Here is a 20,940-nt window from a genome sequence, read left to right on the forward strand (position 1 = left end):
AGCCCGGCTCGCAGATGTCACGGTCGGGTGTGACGAAACCGCCGGAAGTTGTCTCGGCCGGCACAGAGAGGTGGCAGGCGGTGGGTGTCGATCCAGTACGCAGGTCGGGCGGCCTCCTCGAGCAGGCGACCGACCGGACCCTCGTCGAACGGTGCGTCGACGGCGACACCCGCGCGTTCCAGGTGCTCATCACGCGCTACGGCCGGATGATGAAGGCGTATGCCGTGCGACTCACGCGCTCCTCGGCGGACGGCGACGACGTCGTCCAGGAGGCGCTCATCTCCGCCTGGAAGCGGATCGACACGCTCGAGGACGGCGCGATGGTGAAGAGCTGGCTGATGCGCATCGTCAGCCGCCGGGCGATCGACCTGATGCGGCAGCGGAAGGACACCGAGTCGACCGACGACGCCATCATCGAGGCCCCGGAGCGCGACGGACCAGAACGGCGAGCCGAGGCGTCGTCGCAGCTGGGAGCACTGTCAGCAGCGCTCGACAGACTGCCGCACGGACAGCACCAGGCTTGGGTGCTCCGCGAGATCGGCGGATACTCGTACGAGGAGATCGCCGAACAGCTGGGGCAGAGCGTCGCCAGCGTCCGAGGGAGTCTCGCACGGGCTCGAGCGACACTGGTCAAGGACATGGAGGGGTGGCGATGAACACCGAAATTCCGGGCTCCGGACCGGGCGGACCGGGCGGTTGCGCGCACGGCATCGACGCCCTCACGGACTACCTCGAACGCGACATGCTGCCGGCCGACCCGTCGATCGACGAGTCGCCCGAATGCCAGCGGATCCTCCGGTCCCTGCGACGGGTCCGCTCGCTCGCCACGCCATTGCGGGAGGCGGACGAAGCGGCGGTCACCGCACTCGACCAGGACTGGATCCGCGGGATCATGGAGAACATCGGCCGTGAGGCGAAGGCCGGACGCGACATCCCGTTCGCCGCGTCCGACGACGACACGGCGCTCGTCATCACGGAGGGCACGGTCCGCGGGCTGGTCCGCGGTGCCGGCGACCGCACGCCCGGCGTGCTCGTCGGTCGCTGCGTGCTCGAGGGCGACGTCACCGTGGTCGGCGAACCGATCATGCTCCACGTCACGGTGAGCATCGGTTGGGGCAAGTCGGTCGCCGACACGGTCTCGTTGTTCCGCGAGGAGGTCGCCGCAAGCCTCCAGCAGCACACGGACCTCGTCGTGGCAGGTCTCGACATCGTCGTCGACGACCTGCACTTCGAGGCCGACGAGATCGGAGAGGTGGGGGACGATGCATGACCTGACGGAGACGGACGACGACCTCGGAGCGCTCGCGAGCTCGCTCGACGACGTGATCCTGGCGATACCGGGCGTCGACGGGTTGACCGCCGTCGAGCCCACACTGCTCCGGGCCGCGAAGGAGGGCGTCGGTGCGCTGCTCGGCTCGCCCGATCAGCAGGCACGGGTGAGCGTCAAGCGCGTCCGAGACGTCCTGACCGTCCACGCCAACATCTCCGTGGCAGCGGAGGCGGCCTCCCCTGCCGTCGCGCAGGCGGTCCACCGCGCCATCGCGGAGCGGCTCCCCTCGTCCGCCGGCGAGGGCGCTCCGTCCATCACCGTCCGCGTGATCGACGTCGTCCCGAGCGGCTCCCAGGACTGACACGAGCGCGCACGGTCCCGATCCGGGATCGTGCGCGCTCGATGTGCGGTGGCTCCTCGACTCAGCCGCTCGACTCCTCGGCGTCACTGCGGGCGCGACGCGCATGCACGACGAAGAGTGCCGCCCCGCCGATCACGAGCAGGAGCATCGCGGCGATCATCGCCTGATCGAGCCAGAGCACGCCGGTCGTGGCCAGCGGACCCTGCGTACCGGACAGACGTTCCGGGGTCGCCTGCGGCGTCCCGGACGGCGTCGGCGTCGGCTCCGAGGGGACGGACGGGTCCGTCGGTTCCTCGGGATCGGTCACCGGCGGGCTCACGGGCAGCTCCACCTCGACGATGCCGCCGTTCCAGGTGAGGTCGACCGCGTCCGCGCCGGTCGGCGACGGGTCGACCACGACGATGTCCTCCATGGTGGACGACTGCGGATCGAGCGCCGAGTTGACGAGGCCGTCGTCACCGACGCGGAAGCCGGTGATCTCCGCGCCCTCAGGCAGGTCGACACTGATGGTGTACGCACCCGACACGAGCCCGCTGAAGCGGTATCGGCCGTCGGCGTCCGTCTCGGTCTCCTCGGAGACGGTGGCACCGTGCTTGTCGACGCCGTCCAGCCGGAGTGGCACACCGGCCACGCCGTCGCCGGGCTGTCCGTCGGCACCGTCGTCGTCGAGTCCGTCACCGTCACGGTCCCACCAGAGGCGCTCGCCGATCGACGTGGAGACGACGGTCGTCGCCACGAGCGGCGACCGGGCTCCGAGGGTCTGCGACGCCGAGCGCACCGTGGCGTCGTTCCGGTACTCCGCACCGGACACCGCGCCGTCCGTCGTGAGCTCGACGGCGATCTCGTGACGTTCGAGGGCGTCGAGTTCGGCGACCTCCACGCGGAACGCGGTGACGTCGGCGAGCGATTCGGGACACGCCTCCGCACCGAAGTCGTCGGAGGTGCACCAGTCGAACCCGTCCGGAAGCTCCCGGGAGGTGTCCGTGCCGTCGATGGCGGACGCGGCCTGCACTGCGGCCGGGTCGGCGGCGGTGTAGAGCACCCGGTCGCCGTCGGCGGCCTCGATCTCGTCGGCCAGGACGCCGGCCGCGGATGATCCACGGTTGTCGCCGACGAACGGGAGCACGTCCACCAGGGCGACGTCCTGCTGAGCACCGGTGGCGTTCATGTTGGCGTAGGCGAGGCGGTAGTCGATCCGGTCGCCGGACTCGATGACGCGCTGTTCGACGCTCTTCTGCACGCGGAGCCCACCGGGCGCACGGAGCGACACGGTCTGGCGCCCGTGGTGCGCGTCCTGCGTCGTGGCGTCCTCGGGGACCTCCTCGAGCGAACCCGGGTCGTCCGGGCTCGCGACGACCACCTGATTGACCAGGTCGCCGATGAGCGTCGCATCCGACGTCGCCCAGTACCGGATGACGGGCTCGGCGCCGCGCTCGACCTGCCCGAGCCTCCAGGTGAGGAGGGTGGTGCCGTCCTCGGCGAGGTCGACCGAGTCGGGCACGTGTGACACCTCCGTCGGGTCGTAGACGAGCCCGGCGGGCAATCGGTCGACGACGACGACGTCGCGTGCGGCGTTCCCCTGGCCGGGCACACTCGTGATCTGCGGCGTGACCTCGAAGCGGACGCGGTCACCCGCGAGCAGTTGGGCCGGCGAACCGGGTTCCACGGCCGGTTCGATCGCCCGCTTCCCGATGCCGATCACGGCGTTGGCGGCGATGAGCCGGTCGCCGCGAGGGTAGTTCGCGTTGTCGTCCTTCGCTGCGTCGTACTTGTTGTGGAACCAGCCGTCCTTCGCGTACCACGTGCTGTAGTCGACGTCGTCGGGGTATTGCTCCGGGCTGTACAGCGAGTAGCTCTCAGCGAGGAAGGTGCCGGCGGGGACACCGTCGTTCATCACGAGTGTGAGCGATGCCATGAGCGAGGCACCGATCGGGATGACGCCGGACGCGCTGCGATAGCGGATCTTGGTGATGTCCTCCACCGCGATCGACGAGGGGTCGGTGGTCCAGTCGTCGTCGGCGTCACCGCACGTGGTGTCGGTCATTTGACGCCACCTGGTGGCGTCGTCAGCGGCCACGTCCACGGTCGATCGTGTGCCGTACTCGATGATCAGCGGCGTCGAGGCGTGCCCTCGAGCGGGAACGCCGTCGGGTCCGACGGCTGCATGCTGCGTCTTCGTGTCGAAGGCCTGGCAGAACACCTGTCCGGTGAACTCCGTGCCGCCTCGGTTGTTGAACATCGAGAGGGCACGGTACTGCTGTCCGGGTACGACGACGCCGTCGCCCGTGCCCGGCAGGAACTGCCCGGGGACCGGGATGAGCGCATTGGTGTCGTCGATGTAGCGAGTGCCATGGCCTCCGTCGGGACGGCGGAGGAGACTCGCGCTCGTCCGGTTGTCGTCGAGCGGCTCGTCCGCGTTTGCGATCTGCTGTCCATCGGCGTCTCGGCCCGTCGCCAGGAGGTCGCGGACCAGGAGGCGGGTGGTGATCGAGCCGTTCGCGGGCACATCGTCTCGAGGCACGAACACGCCGAAGCGGCCGAGCGCGAGGTAGCCGCGGAGCGGGATGGCTGCGCCGTTCGCGGTCTTGGTGGGGATGTGGTCGGCGCTGAGGTCCGCGCCGGAGATGGTCACGTGGATCCGACGCGGGTCGTCCGGGTCGACGCGACACGTCCAGGCGCCGGAGTCGGTCACGGCGTTCTCGCCGCCGCCTCTGGCGCCCGGGAAGACGCGCGCTTCACCGGCGCCCGCCGCACAAGCCGTCTGGTTCGAGAGTCTGGCGTTCGGGCTGACATCATCGAGGTCGATCACGAAGGTGACGTCATCGACCACGTTCGACTGCCCGCGTGCACCGAGTCCACCCGCGGCGTTGTACCCGGCGAGGTCGAGGTAGGCGTCATAGTGGATGCGGAACCCGGGCACATCGTCCTGGGTCACGGCGCTGACGATCGTTGCCGTCCGCACCCCGAGGTTCACCCGCGGGCCGCTGCTCGCGGTCGTCGCGGGGACCTCGGTCGCGTCCTCGGCGAGGGCGCCTGAGGCCACGTCGTTCGCGGCCGCGCTGAGTGCTCCCGCCGGGGAGGTGAGCACGGAACCGTTCGGCATGCTCTCTGCCGTCGCGACGAGGTCGTAGGTGGTGACGGAGTTCGGCAGGACGCCGCGGATGACGCACTCGAGGGCGCTTCGGTCGTCGCTGACGGTCGACCCGGCGCCGCAGTAAGCGGGGAGCCCGCTGACGACCGGCCAGCGCAGGCCGTCGGGGAGGGTCTGTCGAACGGTCACGAGGTCGCCGGCTGCGGCTCCGTCGAGCTGGATCTCGACGCGGTAGGTGACCGTGTCGTGCGTGCGGACGACGTCGTTCGTCGCGCTGCTGTCGTGGCCGGGCGCGTCGTCCGCGTCGAACGGGGCGGTGCCGGTGGCGACGCCCGCGAGCACGATCTGCAGCGCGAGATCGGCGTTCGGGATCACGGCGTCGGGGGTGGCGGCGGGTTCGGTCGGCGGGGTCGACGGGATCGTCGGCGGGGTGTCGTCGGGGTCGCTGCCCGAGGATGGCTCGTCGGTGTCGACCGGGCCGTTGTCGGTGGGCTCTTCGACGGGCGCGGGGTCCGTCGGTGCCGTTGCAGGGATGCCGGCCGCTGTCGCGGGGGAAGCGACCGTGCCGGTCAGCAGCGCGGCGAGCGCGACGATGGCGCCCGCGTGGGCGGTGACGATCCGGCGTCGGGGCCGGTGCGGTGTGGACATGGGGTCTCGTCTCGGTAACGTGTGGTCGGGTGGTATTTCAGAGCGTAACATAATAAACACACGTGGGGAAGTGGGACATCGGCACCCGTGCACTCGCGCTCCGCCGGGGTAGCGCACTCGGACAACTCCCAGCAAAAATAACGTTCTGATAACTACCGCTCGTTACCGATCCGTTATATGGTTTTGGAACGTTAGTTGTTTTGCTGTGGCAGCTGACGGAATGTGATTGCAGGACACTCTTGGTGCAAGGGAAAGAGAGCCGGTCGTAGCCTCTGCGACCGGCTCTCGTCATGTCCGGAGACGATACGGAGCGCAACCACCCCACCTCGACGCACCGTTCGACGGCCGTCCAGGATAGATTCAGGTGGTGGATCGTCGGACGGCAGCGGGAGCAGGTATGGACGAGAGGCGACTCGCGATCGCCGCGTGGGAGTCACTGTTCCGCGCGCAGGTCGACGTGATGCGCCACATCTCGCACGACTTCCCGAGCCACGGCATCTCGCTCAACGAGTACGACGTCCTGCACACGATGTCGCGGGAGCCCGATCGTCGCATCCGTCTGCGCGACCTCAACTCGAGCGTGCTGCTCTCGCAGCCGAGCATCAGTCGCCTCGTCGATCGGCTCGTCGCGCGCGGGCTGGTCGGCAAATGCCCCGACCCGGACGACGGCCGCGGCACCCTCGTCCGCATGACCGACGCGGGCTACGACGTCTACCGCGCCGTCGCCATCGCCCACGGTGCGACGATCGCCGAACGCGTGACCACCTCGCTCAGCCCGCAGGAGATGGCGACCCTCGCGGCGCTCAGCGACAAGCTCCGCGGAGCGTGAGCCGCGCCGACTGATCCGGCGCGCACGGCCCCACTGCCGTGTCCGATTTCCGCTCGTCCGACCCGGTGGCGCATGTCAGACTCGGATCATGGACGACACCCGGAGCATGGACTTCGCCGAACGCTACCGCGCGATCCAAGCCCGCGACCCGCGCTTCGACGGGCAGTTCATCACGGCCGTGAGCTCCACGGGGATCTACTGCCGGCCGTCCTGCCCGGCTCGGACCCCGAAGCCGGAGAACGTCACCTTCTACGCGACGAGCGCTGCGGCGCACGAGGCCGGTTTCCGCGCATGCAAGCGGTGCCTGCCTGAAGCGGTCCCGGGGACGCCCGCCTGGAACCTCGGCAACGACGTCGCCGCGCGCAGCATGCGCCTCATCGCAGATGGCGTCGTCGAACGCGAGGGCGTCCCGGGACTCGCCTCGCGCCTCGGGTACTCGAGCCGGCATCTGACGCGGATCCTCAGCTCCGAGCTGGGCGCGGGTCCACTCGCGCTCGCGCGGGCCCACCGCGCCCAGGGTGCTCGACAGCTGCTGACCGGCACCGATCTCCCCTTCGGTGACATCGCCTTCGCCGCCGGGTTCTCGAGCATCCGGCAGTTCAACGACACGATGCGGGAGGTGTTCGAGCTCACCCCCGGCGAGCTGCGCGCGAAACACCGGACGGTTGGCGAGCATGCCCCCGGCTCGATCACCCTGTCCCTGCCGTTCCGCCGCCCGTTCGACGCAGCGGGCGTCTTCGCCTGGCTCGCGCCACGGGCGGTGGACGGCGTCGAGCTCGCGGGCCCCGACCACTACGCCCGGCTCCTCGCCCTCCCCGGCGGCACGGCGTGGTTCGAGGTCCGGCAGGTCGGCGACGACCTCCGACTCACCGCCGAGGTGACGGACCTCGCCGACCTGCCGGTGCTCGTCTCGCGGGTCCGTCGGCTCTTCGACCTCGACGCCGACCCGACTTCCGCCGACGCCGTCCTCGCAACGCACCCGCGTCTCGCTGCCTCGGTCGCCGCCACACCCGGCATCCGACTCCCCGGGGCGGTCGACCCGGAGGAGATGCTGGTCCGGGCGATGGTCGGCCAGCAGATCACCGTGGCCGCGGCGCGCACCCAGCTCCGCCGTCTCGCGGACGAGGTGAGCACGACGGTCCCCGAACGACACGGGCTGCACCGGCTATTCCCGACGGCGACGCAGATCGCGAACGGCGGGGAGGCCGCACTCGTCGGGCCCCGAGCGCGGATCGACAGCCTGCTCGGCGTCGCGCGGGCACTCATGTCCGGTGAACTCACGATCGGCTTCGGCGACGACCGCGACGAGCTCCGGACGCGCCTGCTCGCCATGAAGGGGATCGGCCCCTGGACGGCCGACTACGTCAGCATGCGGGTGCTCGGCAACCCCGACGCCTTCCTGCCCGGCGACGTCGCCGTCCGCACGGGTGCGGGCCGGCTCGGTTTGCCCTCCGACGCCCGCACCCTCACCGCGGAAGCGGACGCCTTCGCCCCGTGGCGCTCCTACCTGTGCCTCCACCTGTGGAAGGCGGCCTCCACACCGGCACCGACCGCCGCACCGTCAGCCCTCGAGAAAGGTCCAGCAGCATGACCACCATCATCTCCAGCACGAGCGCCCGCCGCGGTGACGGCCGGGCGTCCGGCGCGCAGCTCACCGCGACCAGCCAGACCGTCGACACTCCGGACGGCCCCTTCACGATCCTCGCGCGGGAGGACGGGGCGGTGCTCTCCTCAGGGTGGTCCGACGACATCGGGGTCATGCTCGAACGGATCCGACCCGCCGACCGCCCCGGCGAGACCGTGGCGGGGACGATCGCGGCGATGGACGCCGTCCGCGCGTACTACGACGGCGACCTGGCGGCGATCGACCTCGTACCCGTCGCCCAGTTCGGCGGCCCGTTCCGTACGCACGCCTGGACGGTGCTGCGGACGATCGCTGCCGGACACCCGGTGACGTACACGGAGTTCGCCGCGGCGAGCGGTCGGCCGTCGGCGGTCCGCGCTGCGGCGAGCGCCTGCGCGACGAACGCCCCCGCCCTGTTCGTCCCGTGTCACCGCGTCCTCCGAACCGACGGGACGCTCGGCGGGTTCGCCTGGGGACTCGACGTCAAGCGGTCGTTGCTCGACCGCGAGGCCGCGCTGAGCTGAGCACGCACGGGAAGAGGGACCACCGGTCCCCGAGCACCCATCCACGGTCCCTGAGCCTGTCGAAGGGCGGCGCCTCCCCGTGGGCACTTCGACAAGCTCAGTGACCGGAAGAGGGGCTCAGTGACCGGAAGAGGAAACAGCGGACCACGAGGGCACCCGTCCAGACGGGGAGAACCCTCCCACGGTCCCTGAGCCTGTCGAAGGGCGGCACCTCCCCGTGGGCACTTCTACAAGCTCAGTGACCGGAGAAGGAGACAGCGGAGCACGAGGGCACCCGTCCAGACGGGGAGAACCCTCCCACGGTCCCTGAGCCTGTCGAAGGGCGGCGTCACACCGGGGCACTTCGACAAGCTCAGTGACCGGAGAAGGAGACAGCGGACCACGAGGGCACCCGTCCAGACGGGGAGAACCCTCCCACGGTCCCTGAGCCTGTCGAAGGGCGGCGCCTCCCCGTGGGCACTTCGACAAGCTCAGTGACCGGAAGAGGGGCTCAGGGACCGGAGGAGGAAACACCGGAGCACGAGGGCACCCGTCCAGACGGGGAGAACNCAGGGACCGGAGGAGGAAACACCGGACCACGAGGACACGCGTCCAGACCGGGAGCACCCGCCCACGGTCCCTGAGCCTGTCGAAGGGCGGCACCTCCCCGTGGGCACTTCGACAAGCTCAGTGACCGGAAGAGGGGCTCAGTGCCCGGAAGAGGGGCTCAGGGACCGGAAGAGGGGCCCAGTGACCGGAAGAGTTCAATGACCGGGACGGGCGGGTCCGGTCAACCCTGCGGACCGAACGGATCGTCCGCGTAGGCTGACGGGATGGCTGCTGCCCCGACGATCGTATGGTTCCGTGACGACCTCCGCCTGGCGGACAACCCCGCGCTGCACGCGGCGGTCGAGCTCGGTTCACCGATCCTCTGCCTGTTCGTCCTCGACGACAGCGAAGAGCTGCGGCCGCTCGGCGGCGCGTCCCGCTGGTGGTTGCACCACAGCCTCGAGGCGCTCGACGACGACATCCGCGGTCTCGGCGGCACGCTGCTCCTGCGGTCCGGGAGTGCGGCGACCATCGTGCCCGAGCTCGCCCACTCGACGGGTGCCGGCGCCGTCCTGTGGAACCGTCGCTACGGCGCGGCCGAGCGCGAGATCGACGCCGGGATCAAGTCGGAGCTGAAGGATGCCGGGCTCGACGCGCGCAGCTTCGCCGCGAACCTCCTCGCCGAGCCGTGGGAGGTCGTCACCGGGCAGGGGCAGCCGTATTCGGTGTTCACCCCGTTCTGGAAGGCCTCGCTGCAGCGGCACGCGGCGAACCCGCCGAGACACCCCCTCCCCGCGCCGACCGCACTGACCGCCCTGGCCGAACCGCCCTCGGGCGACGAGCTCGGCTCCTGGAACCTGCTCCCGACGAAGCCGGACTGGGCGGCCGGACTCCGGGAGCAGTGGACGCCCGGCGAGGCCGGCGCCGACGCGCGGCTCGCCGAGTTCCTCGACGACGGCGTCACGGGCTACGCGGAGGACCGAGACTTCCCGGCCCAGCCGTCGACCTCCGGACTCTCCCCGCACCTCCGCTTCGGCGAGATCAGCTCGCCGCAGATCTGGCACGCCGCCCGCGACGGCCGGCGGCACCTCGGCGACGACGGCGCGACCTTCCTCAAGGAGCTCGGCTGGCGCGAGTTCGCCTACCACTGCCTCTTCGCCTTCCCAGACCTCGCGACGCGCAACTGGCGTCAGGCCTTCGACCGGTTCCCCTGGCCGGACGTCGACCAGGACGCCTTCGACGCCTGGACCGCCGGGAGGACCGGCATCCCGCTCGTCGACGCCGGCATGCGGGAGCTCTGGACGACGGGCACCATGCACAACCGGATCCGGATGGTGACGGCGTCGTTCCTCACCAAGAACCTGCTCATCCACTGGAAGCTCGGCGAGGACTGGTTCTGGGACACGCTCGTCGACGCCGATCCCGCCTCCAACCCCTTCAACTGGCAGTGGGTGGCCGGCAGCGGTTTCGACGCCTCGCCGTACTTCCGGATCTTCAACCCGGAACGGCAGCGCGAACGCTTCGACGCCGACGACGCGTACATCAAGCGGTGGGTGCCCGAGTTCGGGACGCCCGACTACCCCGAGCCGATCGTCGACCTCGGCGAGACGAGACAGGCTGCGCTCGCGGCGTACGAGCAGGTCAAGGGGGCGTAGCTCCGGGCCATCGTCCTTCGACCCTTCGACAGGCTCAGGGACCGGGATTCGGCTCAGTGACCGGGTGGATTGGCCCCTGAGACAGTCGACCCTTCGACAAGCTCAGGGACCGGGGTGGGCGCTCAGGGACCGGGGTGGGCGCTCAGGGACCGGGGTGGGCGCTCAAGGACCGGGGTGGGGCTGAGTGGCCGGGGTGGGGCTCAGTGGCCGGGGTGGCGCTCAGCGGGTGCGGAAGAGACCGGCACGCTGGGCCGCGGCGATCGCCGCCGAGCGGTTCGAGACGTCGAGCTTCGTGTAGATGTGCGCGAGGTGCGACTTCACCGTCGTCTCCCCCACGTGAAGTCGCCCGGCGATCTCCAGGTTGGTGAGCCCCTCGGCCGCCCGCGCGAGCACCTCGATCTCGCGCGCGCTCAGCGCCTGTTGCGGTGCACTCACCCGAGCGACCAGCCGGGTCGCCACGGCCGGCCCGAGCACCGAGTTCCCGCCGGCCGCCGAGCGGATGCCGTCGATGAGATCCTCCGGGGCGGCGTCCTTCAACAGATACCCCGCGGCTCCGGCTTCGATCGCGCCGAGGATGTCGGCGTCGGAGTCGTAGTTCGTCAGTACGAGGACCGACGGACCGCCCGGCAGCACCACGATCTCCCTCGTCGCGTCGATCCCCGTCGGACCGTCGCCGAAGCTCAGGTCCATGAGGACGAGGTCCGCGCCGGGTGCGGCGGCCACGGCCTCGGCTGCGGTCGACGCGGTACCGACCACCTCGATGTCGGCGATCGGCGCGAGCACCGCGAGGAGTCCGGCTCGGACGATCGGGTGGTCGTCCGCCACCACGACCCGGATGACCGGCGGCTCGTCGGCATCCGTCGCATCGTCATGCATGGGCGTCCCCTTCCGCTCCTGGTGCCGCGAACCGCACGGTGATGGTCGTGCCGGCGCCCGGCGCGCTCCGCACCTCGACGTCGCCACCCAACTCGGTGATGCGACGGCGCATGGACACCATGCCGAACGAACCGCCCGCGGTGCGCTCGGCGACCCTAGCCGGATCGAACCCCGTCCCGTCGTCGTCGATGTCGAGGATGACCTCCTCGTCGAGGTAGGTGAGGGTGACGTCCGCCCGGCTCGCTCCGGCATGCCGGACGACGTTCGCGAGACTGCTCTGCGCGGCCCGGAGGAGCGCGGTCGTCACCGGCGTGCCGAGGACGAACGCATCACCGGTGACCGTCGTGGAGACCGGCGTGCCGCTTTCGGCGGTCGTCGTCTCGGCGAGCCGTCCGAGCGCGTCCGCGATCGTCGCGCCGACCAACGCCGGCGGGCTCAGCTCGTCGATGAGGCTGCGCGTCTCGGCGAGGGCCGTCGCCGCGGCGTCCCTCGCCAGCCCGATGTGCGAGCGCAGCTGCTCCGTGCCCGGCTGCTCGACGGCGGAGCGTTCGGCCGCGTGCAGGAGCAGTTGGATGCTCGACAGGGCCTGGGCGACCGTGTCGTGGAGGTCCGCGGCGAGGCGCTCGCGCTCCGCCAGCTTGCCCGCCTGCCGACCCCGCTCGGCGAGCTCCTCGCGTGCTGCGACGAGCTCGGCGATGAGCCGCTCCCGCTCGGCCGCCTCCCGGGCCAGCGCCTCGTAGCCGAGTCCGATCGCGACGGCCACGGCCGCACCGACGAGCGGCCCGACCACTCCCCCGACGCTGAAGCCGGCGTGCAGGCCGATCGCGACGACCGCGGCGATGGTGGCGATCACGACGGCGGGCACCGCGACGGCCCTGGGGAGGAGGTGCAGATAGAGGAAGAACAACGGGAAGACGAGGTAGGCGGCATCCGGGCTGAGCAGGACGAGGACCACCCACTCGATGCTGAGCACCACCAACCAGGCGAGGACGGACAGCCGACCTCGACGGACGCCCGCCGACACGGTGGCGCGGTCGGTCCCTCCGCTGGCGGCCACCGCTCGGCGGACCCGACCGCCGAGGATCGTGCCAGCGGCGTAGGTGAGCAGCATGACGACGGCGAGGACGATCGCCGCGAGGGCCGTTTGGCCACCGACCGAGACGGATCGCGCGATCACGAGCACGATGAGTGCGGTGACGAGGCCGTGGAGGCCGAGCTGCAGGCCGGTGAACACGGGGCTGAGTGCCGAGTGCTTCATCCGCCCAGCGTACGGCGGGGATCGTCCTCGCGAATCATCAGAAAGGTGGAACGTCGCCTCCACCTGACCGCGCCGGAGGACCGTCCCGTCCGACGATGCCCGGCGTCGGCGACGCGACGAGGCTGGAATCCTGCCGCACCACGGAGACGCCGTCGGGCGGCTGACAAGGAGTCCCCATGTTCGTCGCCTGGCGCGACATGCGCTTCGCCACCGGTCGCTTCGTGCTGATCGGGGCGGTCGTCGCCCTCATCACCCTGCTCGTCGGATTCCTCAGCGGCCTCACCGCTGGACTGGCGAACCAGAACATCTCGGCGATCACCGGGCTGGGTGCGTCGAGCCTCGTCCTCGCGGCCCCGGCGGACGGCGAGCAGGCGACGTTCGCGGACTCCGCGATCGACGCGGACGCGGCGACGACGTGGGCTGCGGTCCCCGGGGTGGACGGTGTCCAGGAACTCGGCATCAGCCAGACGCGGATGACCACGGACGATGCGCGCACCTCCGTGGCACTGTTCGGGATCAGTGGTGACGCCGTCGCGGGTCGCGCAGCCGACGTGCCCGCTGACGGGACCGCCCGCCTGAGTCGGACCGCCGCGGAGGCCCTCCACGTCTCCCGAGGCGACACCGTCTCGATCGGCGGCAGCGAACTCGAGGTCGGATCGGTCGTCGACGACCAGTGGTACAGCCACACGCCGGTCGTCTGGACGAGCCTGTCGGAGTGGCGGTCGCTACAGGCCGCGCAAGAGTCCCCCGGCGACGGAGCGACCGCGCTCGCCATCACCGGGAACCCGAGCGCCGATGCGGTGACGGGAGCGGAGCAGGCCACCGGCACGGTGTCGAAGGACGTCCTGTCGTCCTTGCTCGCGATCGGCTCGTTCCGCTCCGAGATCGGATCGCTCCTCCTCATGGTCGCCATGCTGTTCGGGATCTCGGCGCTCGTCATCGGAGCCTTCTTCACGGTGTGGACCATGCAGCGCGCGGGCGACGTGGCGATCCTCAAAGCGCTGGGCGCGACGACCCGTCGGCTGTCGCTCGATGCGCTCGGCCAGGCGCTCGTCCTCCTCGTCCTCGGCGTCGGACTCGGCATCGGCATCACCGCCGCACTCGGTTCCGCGGCGGGCACGGCGCTGCCCTTCGTGCTCAGCCCACTGACGACGCTCGTGCCCGGGGTGATCATGATCGCCCTCGGCCTGATCGGCGCGGCGTTCGCCCTGCGGTCCATCCTCTCGGCCGACCCGTTGACCGCGCTGGGCGGCAGCCGGTGAACGCGCCCGACCTCCCCGCATCCTTCCTCGCACCCACCCTCGTCACCATCGGAGTCACCGCATGATCTCGCTCACCGACGTCACCCTCACCTTCCCCGACGGCGACCACCGCGTCACCGCCGTCGACCACGCGACCCTCACCGTCCCGGCCGGGACCGTCACCGCGCTCACCGGGCCCTCGGGCTCCGGGAAGTCGAGTGTGCTCGCCGTCGCGGCCGGCCTCATCCGGCCCGACAGTGGCCTCGTGGAGGTGGCCGGGGTCGACGTCACCTCCCTCGACCGCCGGGCGGCCACCGACTTCCGCCGCACGAGGCTCGGCATCGTGTTCCAGCAGGCCAACCTGCTGCCGTCGCTCACGGCCCTCGAGCAGCTGTGCGTCCTCGGGACACTCGGTGGCCGCGCGTCGCGGGCCGACCGGACGCTCACCCGCGAGCGGGCCGCTATGCTGCTCGCCGCCGTCGGGCTCGCCGACCAGGCGGGCAAGCGGCCGCACCAGCTCTCCGGTGGTCAGCGGCAGCGGGTCAACATCGCGCGCGCCCTCATGAACGAGCCCGACGCCCTCGTCGTGGATGAACCGACCAGTGCGCTCGACCACGAGCGGGGATCCACGATCATCGAGCTCATCCTCGAACTCACCGCGACCTCGGGCGCCGCGACGCTGCTGGTCACCCACGATCGGAGCCACCTCGACCGCATGGACCAGGTGCTCGTCATGGAGGACGGCCGGCTCAGCGCTGCCGCCGACGCGCTGGCCCTGCGGTCCTGAGGTCCACCGTCGCCCGGCGGTAGGGTGAGGTCACGTCGAGAGAGGACCGCCATGCGCCGTGCGACCCGTGGGTTGACCGTGATCGCGATCGTCGGCGCCGTGCTCGGCACGAGTGCCTGCACCGGTGGCGCGGACTCGCCCTCCGGTCAGAGCTCCGCGAGCGAGGCCGGTGTGATCGCACCCGTCATCGTGCAGCTCGTCGATCAGGACGGCCGCACCATCACCGTCGGCCTCGACAACGTGGTGGACCTCGTCGCCGTCGATCCGACCGTCTGGTCCGCGAAGGTCGAGGATCCGTCGATCGCGGAGTACGTGCCGGGCGGATCCCGCGGCGGCGCGTCGTTCAACCCCGGTCTGCAGCCGCTCGAGGTCGGGAGCACGACGGTAACGCTGACGAACAGCTCCGACGATTCGACCGTCGTCCTCACGCTCGAGGTCGTCGACCGGTCCTGAGCCGGTGACGCTCCGACGCCCGACCCGGTCCCTGAGCCTGTCGAAGGGCGCACTCCAACCGGTCCCTGAGCCTGCCGAAGGGCGCCACGGCTGCATCTCGACAAACTCGGTGACCGGTCGAACAGCGCTCAGCTGTCGAGGTAGCGGCACAGGTAGGCGAGGCGGGTCACTCGTCGAGACCCAACAATCCGGCAGCGACATCTCCTCAGCTAGCCTGAAACCCAGACGGTGGTGCGTTGACCGGTTCAGACCGCCATCATTTCTGAGCGCAAACGGCCGGGTCAACGACTAGCTTTCCCTCCACGGCCTGCGCTGGCGTTGCAACTCCCGAGACGGCGGTTATGCCAGGACCGGTACGTCACGCCGCACAAACCGCAGCGCTCCCAGACCCAGCGTCGCGATGGCCCAGCCGAGAAGGGCTAGCATCCCGGGGCCTATCCCAACTGAGTAGGACAGTGCTGCGCCCTCGAACATCCCTGGGCCACGCACGGCATCCGCGAGCACACCGAAGGGGAGGTAGTTCACAAACGTCACCCCGCCCGTCAGCACTGCGGAGAGTGGGCGGAGGCTCGATTCCACGATGAGCGCGCCGAAGATGATGATGACGCCACCGAGTACGCGTGGATATCAGCCTGTCTTGGAGTAACTCCCGCGTAATCGCAGCGGTCGACGGCGCGAGTCACGCCCGCCTCATCCGCAGAACGGCGGACACTGCGATACCCCCAAACACCAGCACGACCCCGCCGGATGCGACGAAGACAGCCGCTGCGGGGACAGCCAGTGCGGCCACGAACACAGCGACGCCGACCAGGATCAACGCGACTCCGCCCAGACGAGACGCCGGCCCGAGCGCGGCACGGAAGGATTCTTCGACGGCGCTGAATGTCTCTCCATCCGGCCGCGCAAGAGGCAGGTATACCCCGAGGATCACAAGGAGCACTCCGGCTGCCGCGCCGACGATCGAGGTGACCGCTAGATCCTCGCCGGTCTGGAGGCTGACGAACACGACGTGCAGTGCCGGGAACAGCACACAGAGACCGATGACGAACGCGCCAAGCACGCGGGCGGACGCACGTCGACCGGACGCACTGGTGCGGCGGATGCCCGCCATGAGCTTCGCGTCAAGCGTCGGCGCGACCGCGAGCAGAACGGTCATCACGACGAGCACGATAGGCATCGCGACCGCCGTCACCTCACGGTTCACCACGCTCGTCCCATGACGACCGTCGGACTCCCGCGTCACTATCTGGGCAGCCATGTCTGGCCACCGGACGATGCTCCATGCGAGCATCCCGACGACCGCGATCGCCGCGATCACGAACACTGCGCGTGGGAGCCTCGCGCTCCGATCCTTGGTGACAGCGGTGGTCATCTTCGTTCCTCCTCTCGGCCGGACAGACCGTCCGTGCCGGTTGTCGATTTGTCCTCCACCGACGACGGTCCACGCAGCGCAGTGAGCAGCAGAATGGCCTCGTCGATCGCGGTGAGGTTGATGCGGTACTGGATCTCCGTCCCGCGTCGACGCGACACCACCAGCTCCGCGTCCCGAAGGGTGCGGAGATGGCCGGACAGTGTCGCCCCCGAGACGCCGACGGCCGCGGCAATGTCACCTACGCGGACGTAGTCGCGAGAACGGAGGTGCCTGAGGATCGCCTGACGTGTCGGATGCCCCAGAGCGGCGAACCTACCGCCTTCGTTATTTCGCGACATAGCGAAATAATAGCTGTGGGAGGCACCAAGCACCACCCGCCTCAACTACGCGGACGCTCTCCCGCCGATGCTGCGTCAGTGGATAGCGAGTCCTGCAACGACACGATGACGACGCAGTCGCCGTGAGGAACGTCGCACCATGCCGCCACGAAACGGAGATCTCAGAGGGGTTCGAACGAGAACATGAATAGGCTCCCTCGGCAATATCTCGTCAAGGGCGCAGACCTGCGCGAGTTCTCCATGGGTGACGTCGACGGCATCGCCGATCGAATCGACACGCGGCCCCGTCCAGTACTCGCCTGGGCAACATCAGCCGAACTGCTTCTCCCACAGGTGCGCATTGAACGTCTGCACGCCCGAGGTCGTGGACTCCTGAAGCGCGGAGCGGTCCCCGCGTGGGCCGGCCACCGAGCTGCGCCGCGCGGAGCCTGTCGAAGGGCGCACTCACCCCGGTCCCTGAGCCTGTCGAAGGGCGCTCAGATGTTGAGGTAGCGGCAGAGGTACGCGGTGGTGACCTCGACCTCGACCTGGAAGCTGCTGCTCCCCGGGACACTGAACTGCGCGTCGGGCCCGAAGTCCTGCCAGGCACTCGTGTTCGGCAGCAGCACGCGGAGCTTGCCGGAGATCACGGACATCTCCTCGGCCTTGCCCGTGGTGAAGGTGTACTCCCCCGGCTCCATCACTCCGACGCTGGCCGACTCCGCACCGGGCTCGTTCGTGGTGAAGCCGATCGACTTCACGTTGCCGTCGAAGTACTCGTTGCTCGTCAGCATCAGGGGCCTCTCGTCGTGGTCCGGGATCGCGGCGGCGGATCCGGCCTTCATCGTATCGGCTCGGCGAAGAACGCCTCCTCGTGCGCGGCCGAGGCCAGGAACGCCCGTCGCATCGTCTCCCGGCCGGCCTCGTCCGCACGAGCTGCCGCCCCGGCGACGATCTCGATCGCCCGGGCGTTCGCCGTCGCGAACGCGGGGTCGGCGTACGTGTCGAGCCACGCCGCGAACGGGTGCTCCGCGTGTGATGCGCCGACCAGTCGCTCACCGAGATCCTGATAGATCCAGTAGCAGGGCAACACGGCGGCGACCACCCGCCCGTAGTCGCCGTCGACCGTCGCCGCGTGCAGGTGGTCGAGGTACGCCGTGGTCGTCGCCGACGGTTCCGCATCCATACCGCCGACGGCATACGTGCTGAGCCAGGTGCGGTGCAACTCCATCTCGGCCTCGATGGAGCCCGCCGCGCCGGTCGCCCAGAACACCTGTTCCTCGGCCGTCGGCGCCAGTGCACTCGCTCGTGCGAGGACCCGCGAATAGGCCCGCAGGTAGATCGCGTCCTGCTGCAGGTACCAGGCGAACCGGGCTGGATCGAGGGTGCCGTCCGCAAGCGTCGTCACGAACGGCAGGTGATCGATCCGCGTCCGCAGCTCGGCGATGTCCTCCCACCAGCCCGTGAGGATGCCGGCGCCGTCCTGCCGACTCGAGGTCGTCCCGGACGATGCCCACAGCTCGGCGAAGTGGCTGATCGGGCCGTTGCCCGAGCCGACCTCGAGCACGTCCGCGTGTCGGAGGCTCGACGTGAGCCACGTCTTCGCCTCGCCGAGCGCCTCGGTCCAGGACCCCGAACGGACGACGAGGGTGGCCATCGCGCTCGACAGGGAGCATCCGGTCCCGTGGGTGTTCCCTGTGTCGACTCGAAGACCGTCGAACTCGACGAGTGATCGGCCACCACCCAGACCACCGGTGGCGTCGACGAGCGCATCCGGGCACGCGGTCGTCCCCGTCAGGTGCCCACCCTTCACGAGCACGATCACGCCCGCTTGCACCGAGACCCGTTCCGCCTGGGCGAGTGCGTCGGCCCAGCTCGTCGCCACCGGCTCGTCCGCGAGGACGGCGAGCTCGGGGAGGTTCGGGGTGACGAGGTCGACGTGCGGGAGGAGCGCGCGCATGGCCGCCTCAGCGTCGCGGTGGAGGAGGCGGTCGCCGCTCGTCGCCACCATCACCGGGTCGAGGACGACGGGTCCGGTCACCGTCTCCTGCAGCCAGGTCGACACGGTGTCGATGATCGCGACGTCGCCCAGCATCCCGATCTTGACCGCGTCGATCACCACGTCGTCCGCGACCGCGTCCAACTGCTCGCGGAGGAACCCGACGGGCGGGGTGTGCACGGATCGGACGCCCCAGGTGTTCTGCGCGACGAGCGCGGTGACGACCGCCATGCCGTATCCGCCGTTCGCGGCGATGCTCTTGAGGTCGGCCTGGATCCCGGCACCGCCGGTCGGGTCGGTGCCGGCGATGCTCAGCACCCGCGGTGTGTCCCGGACCGCGACAGGTCGTCGACCGCGCACCCGGTCCGAGCTCGACGACGCCGGCGCCGTCGTCTCTTTCACGGCGCTCATGCCGAGACCTCAATCCAGGCGCTGTGGAACGCCCGGGCGGCGGCCGCCGGATCGTCGGCGGCGCAGATGGCGGAGACGACGGCGAGACCAGCGGCACCGGCAGCGTGGAGCTCGACCGTGTCCTCCAGTGACACCCCACCGATCGCGACGCACGGGAGCGGGGTCGCGGCGGCGATCGCGGCGAACCCCTCCATGCCCAGCGGCTCCGGGTGGTCCGGCTTGGTCGTCGTCGGGCGGATGACGCCGACGCCGAGGTAGTCGACCGTCCCGAGTGGCAGCGCTGCGACCGCGTCGAGGTGCGCCGAGGTGTTCGCCGTCAGTCCCACGACGGCGGCCTGACCCACGATGCGACGCACGGCGTCGACCGGGAGATCGCTCTGACCCACGTGGACGCCGTGGACGACGGCGCCGGCGGAACGGGCGGCGAGGAACACGTCCACCCGATCGTCGACGAGGAGCAGCGCCCGCCCGGCGACGACCTCCGCCGCACGCACGGTCAGGTCGAACAACTCTCGCGCCGACGCGGTCTTCTCCCGCAGCTGGACCGCGGTCACCCCGCCGTCGACGGCCCGGCGCACGACGTCGAGGACACCGCGATCCCCGCTGGCCGAAGCATCCGTGACGAGGTAGGTGGCGATACCGCGGCGCACGAGCTCGGCGTGCGAACGGGCCGCGAGGACCCGGTCCGCGGTGGTCGAGGCGCTCACGCGATCACCGCCAGGCTGCGGACGGTGTCGGCATCGAGGAGGTGGAGGTGGTCGAGGAAGGCGAGAGCGAAGGACCCGGGGCCACGGCTCTCCGCAGCCGCCAGCTGCGCGGCGACCGTGTACGCGGTGGTCGCCGCGACCGTCGTCAGCAGCCGGTCGTCGTCGAGTGACGCGAAGGCGGCGAGTACGGCACCGAGGGCACAGCCACCGCCCGTCACGAGGGTGAGCCAGGCGTGCCCGTTCGAGCAGCGGACGATGCGCTCACCGTCGGTGATGACGTCCGTCGGGCCGGAGATCGCGACGACGGCACCCGAGGCGCGGGCGATCGCGGTGGCCGCCTCGATCGCGCTGTCGACCGAGTCGGTGCTGTCGACGCCGCGACCGCCGGCGCCCAGTCCGGCGAGCGCGATGATCTCGCTGGCGTTGCCGCGCACGATCGTCGGCCTGAGGGCGAGGAGTTCAGTGGCGAGCGCCGTGCGCACCGGCAAGAAGCCGACGGCGACGGGGTCGAGCACCCATGGAGTGCCGGCCTCGTTCGCGGCGGTGGCGGCCTCGACCATGGCCTCGCGCTGCTCAGCCTGCGGCGTCCCGAGGTTGAGGAGCACGCCGGAGGCGATGCGGGCGAACGGTCCGGCCTCGGTGGGGATGTCGGTCATCGCCGGGGCGGCGCCGATGGCGAGCAGGACGTTCGCGGTGAAGTTCGTGACCACGGCGTTCGTGATCGATTGGACGAGCGGCGTGCGCTCGCGCAGGCGGTCGAGGAGGTCCCCGGACGCGCTCGCGTATTCGCCGACGGACGAGTCGTCGGTGGACGGGTGGGCAGACTGCTGCGGTGTGCGAATGCTCATTCGCGACATCCCTTCGCTCGGACTAACGAGATCAGGTTCGACGGGTGTGTTCTCAGCCGATCGTCGTGGGATCGGCACCCCGTGTCACTCGCGACCACCCTAGCGGGTCGGACCGGCTTCCGGTCCAGCGGGCGGGCGAGG

At 70.4% G+C, this 20,940-nt stretch carries 19 protein-coding genes and 1 riboswitch; of the genes, 10 read left to right on the plus strand and 9 right to left on the minus strand.

The genetic code is table 11. From position 1 onward, the window contains the following. Positions 1-80 precede the first annotated feature (80 nt). The 3 genes from IFT89_RS09830 to IFT89_RS09840 are packed head-to-tail and all read left to right on the plus strand — an operon-like array spanning position 81 to position 1,631. Positions 81-656, plus strand: a complete 576-nt coding sequence (locus IFT89_RS09830) for an RNA polymerase sigma factor (protein ID WP_229940005.1) — start codon at positions 81-83, stop codon at positions 654-656. Beyond that, entirely contained in the window at positions 653-1,270 is a 618-nt protein-coding gene (locus IFT89_RS09835; RefSeq protein WP_137243980.1) for an Asp23/Gls24 family envelope stress response protein, read from the plus strand. The genes IFT89_RS09830 and IFT89_RS09835 overlap by 4 nt, the downstream gene beginning before the upstream one ends. Beyond that, positions 1,263-1,631, plus strand: a complete 369-nt coding sequence (locus IFT89_RS09840; protein ID WP_137243981.1) for a hypothetical protein — start codon at positions 1,263-1,265, stop codon at positions 1,629-1,631. Before IFT89_RS09835 ends, IFT89_RS09840 begins: the two co-directional genes overlap by 8 nt. A 61-nt stretch (positions 1,632-1,692) precedes the next feature. Here the strand turns inward: IFT89_RS09840 and IFT89_RS09845 are convergent, their stop codons facing one another. Beyond that, positions 1,693-5,370 (minus strand): SdrD B-like domain-containing protein, encoded by a 3,678-nt coding sequence (locus IFT89_RS09845; protein WP_202938842.1) that lies wholly within the window; start codon positions 5,368-5,370, stop codon positions 1,693-1,695. 397 nt (positions 5,371-5,767) lie between these two features. Here IFT89_RS09845 and IFT89_RS09850 point away from each other — a divergent pair, with 397 nt between their 5' ends. The 4 genes from IFT89_RS09850 (at position 5,768) to IFT89_RS09865 (ending at position 10,530) form a co-directional block, all read left to right on the plus strand. Next, positions 5,768-6,199 (plus strand): MarR family winged helix-turn-helix transcriptional regulator, encoded by a 432-nt coding sequence (locus IFT89_RS09850; RefSeq protein WP_085513978.1) that lies wholly within the window; start codon positions 5,768-5,770, stop codon positions 6,197-6,199. Between the two features lie 88 nt (positions 6,200-6,287). After that, complete coding sequence (locus IFT89_RS09855) at positions 6,288-7,790, plus strand: DNA-3-methyladenine glycosylase 2 (protein ID WP_244650677.1); 1,503 nt, start codon at positions 6,288-6,290, stop codon at positions 7,788-7,790. Continuing rightward, positions 7,787-8,347, plus strand: a complete 561-nt coding sequence (locus IFT89_RS09860; RefSeq protein ID WP_079706621.1) for a methylated-DNA--[protein]-cysteine S-methyltransferase — start codon at positions 7,787-7,789, stop codon at positions 8,345-8,347. Before IFT89_RS09855 ends, IFT89_RS09860 begins: the two co-directional genes overlap by 4 nt. An 812-nt stretch (positions 8,348-9,159) precedes the next feature. After that, positions 9,160-10,530 carry a cryptochrome/photolyase family protein gene (locus tag IFT89_RS09865; protein ID WP_202938843.1) on the plus strand — a complete coding sequence of 457 codons (1,371 nt, stop codon included), beginning with the start codon at positions 9,160-9,162 and terminating at the stop codon, positions 10,528-10,530. A gap of 219 nt (positions 10,531-10,749) precedes the next feature. Here the strand turns inward: IFT89_RS09865 and IFT89_RS09870 are convergent, their stop codons facing one another. Together IFT89_RS09870 and IFT89_RS09875 are read right to left on the minus strand one after the other, a co-directional pair. Continuing rightward, positions 10,750-11,406, minus strand: coding sequence for a response regulator transcription factor (locus IFT89_RS09870; RefSeq protein ID WP_137243984.1), 657 nt, complete (start codon positions 11,404-11,406; stop codon positions 10,750-10,752). Continuing rightward, a complete protein-coding gene (locus IFT89_RS09875) occupies positions 11,399-12,664 on the minus strand; it encodes a sensor histidine kinase (protein ID WP_137243985.1) in 1,266 nt (421 codons plus the stop codon). The genes IFT89_RS09870 and IFT89_RS09875 overlap by 8 nt, the downstream gene beginning before the upstream one ends. Before the next feature lie 176 nt (positions 12,665-12,840). On the opposite strand from IFT89_RS09875, the gene IFT89_RS09880 reads away from it, so the two are divergent. The 3 genes from IFT89_RS09880 (at position 12,841) to IFT89_RS09890 (ending at position 15,145) form a co-directional block, all read left to right on the plus strand. After that, positions 12,841-13,926, plus strand: coding sequence for an ABC transporter permease (locus IFT89_RS09880; protein WP_202938844.1), 1,086 nt, complete (start codon positions 12,841-12,843; stop codon positions 13,924-13,926). A 61-nt stretch (positions 13,927-13,987) separates the two neighbouring features. After that, entirely contained in the window at positions 13,988-14,692 is a 705-nt protein-coding gene (locus IFT89_RS09885; RefSeq protein WP_159875775.1) for an ABC transporter ATP-binding protein, read from the plus strand. Between the two features lie 51 nt (positions 14,693-14,743). After that, positions 14,744-15,145, plus strand: a complete 402-nt coding sequence (locus tag IFT89_RS09890; RefSeq protein ID WP_159875777.1) for a hypothetical protein — start codon at positions 14,744-14,746, stop codon at positions 15,143-15,145. Positions 15,146-15,824: 679 nt separating this feature from the next. Here the strand turns inward: IFT89_RS09890 and IFT89_RS09895 are convergent. From IFT89_RS09895 to thiM, 6 genes are all read right to left on the minus strand, one after another. Continuing rightward, entirely contained in the window at positions 15,825-16,517 is a 693-nt protein-coding gene (locus IFT89_RS09895; protein ID WP_137243988.1) for a hypothetical protein, read from the minus strand. Then, complete coding sequence (locus IFT89_RS09900) at positions 16,514-16,888, minus strand: ArsR/SmtB family transcription factor (protein WP_199862268.1); 375 nt, start codon at positions 16,886-16,888, stop codon at positions 16,514-16,516. Before IFT89_RS09900 ends, IFT89_RS09895 begins: the two co-directional genes overlap by 4 nt. Before the next feature lie 443 nt (positions 16,889-17,331). Beyond that, positions 17,332-17,628: a pyrimidine/purine nucleoside phosphorylase gene (gene ppnP, locus IFT89_RS09905; RefSeq protein ID WP_064296149.1), complete on the minus strand. Its 297-nt coding sequence runs from the start codon at positions 17,626-17,628 to the stop codon at positions 17,332-17,334. Positions 17,629-17,675: 47 nt separating this feature from the next. Then, on the minus strand, positions 17,676-19,244 hold the full coding sequence (locus IFT89_RS09910; RefSeq protein ID WP_202938845.1) for a bifunctional hydroxymethylpyrimidine kinase/phosphomethylpyrimidine kinase: 1,569 nt from the start codon (positions 19,242-19,244) through the stop codon (positions 17,676-17,678). Continuing rightward, a complete protein-coding gene (gene thiE / locus IFT89_RS09915; RefSeq protein WP_307783489.1) occupies positions 19,241-19,951 on the minus strand; it encodes a thiamine phosphate synthase in 711 nt (236 codons plus the stop codon). The genes IFT89_RS09910 and thiE overlap by 4 nt, the downstream gene beginning before the upstream one ends. After that, on the minus strand, positions 19,948-20,799 hold the full coding sequence (thiM, locus tag IFT89_RS09920; protein WP_202938846.1) for a hydroxyethylthiazole kinase: 852 nt from the start codon (positions 20,797-20,799) through the stop codon (positions 19,948-19,950). Before thiM ends, thiE begins: the two co-directional genes overlap by 4 nt. Further along, a riboswitch (TPP riboswitch) is annotated at positions 20,791-20,891 on the minus strand. (Overlaps the previous gene by 9 nt.) Positions 20,892-20,940: the final 49 nt, after the last annotated feature.

Source organism: Plantibacter sp. CFBP 13570, from assembly GCF_014841395.1.
GTDB lineage: Bacteria > Actinomycetota > Actinomycetes > Actinomycetales > Microbacteriaceae > Plantibacter > Plantibacter auratus.

What these genes read in the sequence shown, in the direction of transcription:
- IFT89_RS09870 (WP_137243984.1), bottom strand. Translation starts at nt 11,406, where the DNA reads ATGCATGACGATGCGACGGATGCCGACGAGCCGCCGGTCATCCGGGTC.
- IFT89_RS09840 (WP_137243981.1), top strand. Translation starts at nt 1,263, where the DNA reads ATGCATGACCTGACGGAGACGGACGACGACCTCGGAGCGCTCGCGAGC.
- IFT89_RS09895 (WP_137243988.1), bottom strand. Translation starts at nt 16,517, where the DNA reads ATGACCACCGCTGTCACCAAGGATCGGAGCGCGAGGCTCCCACGCGCA.
- IFT89_RS09875 (WP_137243985.1), bottom strand. Translation starts at nt 12,664, where the DNA reads ATGAAGCACTCGGCACTCAGCCCCGTGTTCACCGGCCTGCAGCTCGGC.
- IFT89_RS09835 (WP_137243980.1), top strand. Translation starts at nt 653, where the DNA reads ATGAACACCGAAATTCCGGGCTCCGGACCGGGCGGACCGGGCGGTTGC.
- IFT89_RS09855 (WP_244650677.1), top strand. Translation starts at nt 6,288, where the DNA reads ATGGACGACACCCGGAGCATGGACTTCGCCGAACGCTACCGCGCGATC.
- IFT89_RS09890 (WP_159875777.1), top strand. Translation starts at nt 14,744, where the DNA reads ATGCGCCGTGCGACCCGTGGGTTGACCGTGATCGCGATCGTCGGCGCC.
- IFT89_RS09910 (WP_202938845.1), bottom strand. Translation starts at nt 19,244, where the DNA reads ATGAGCGCCGTGAAAGAGACGACGGCGCCGGCGTCGTCGAGCTCGGAC.
- IFT89_RS09860 (WP_079706621.1), top strand. Translation starts at nt 7,787, where the DNA reads ATGACCACCATCATCTCCAGCACGAGCGCCCGCCGCGGTGACGGCCGG.
- thiM (WP_202938846.1), bottom strand. Translation starts at nt 20,799, where the DNA reads ATGAGCATTCGCACACCGCAGCAGTCTGCCCACCCGTCCACCGACGAC.
- IFT89_RS09850 (WP_085513978.1), top strand. Translation starts at nt 5,768, where the DNA reads ATGGACGAGAGGCGACTCGCGATCGCCGCGTGGGAGTCACTGTTCCGC.
- IFT89_RS09880 (WP_202938844.1), top strand. Translation starts at nt 12,841, where the DNA reads ATGTTCGTCGCCTGGCGCGACATGCGCTTCGCCACCGGTCGCTTCGTG.
- IFT89_RS09865 (WP_202938843.1), top strand. Translation starts at nt 9,160, where the DNA reads ATGGCTGCTGCCCCGACGATCGTATGGTTCCGTGACGACCTCCGCCTG.
- ppnP (WP_064296149.1), bottom strand. Translation starts at nt 17,628, where the DNA reads ATGCTGACGAGCAACGAGTACTTCGACGGCAACGTGAAGTCGATCGGC.
- IFT89_RS09845 (WP_202938842.1), bottom strand. Translation starts at nt 5,370, where the DNA reads ATGTCCACACCGCACCGGCCCCGACGCCGGATCGTCACCGCCCACGCG.
- IFT89_RS09885 (WP_159875775.1), top strand. Translation starts at nt 13,988, where the DNA reads ATGATCTCGCTCACCGACGTCACCCTCACCTTCCCCGACGGCGACCAC.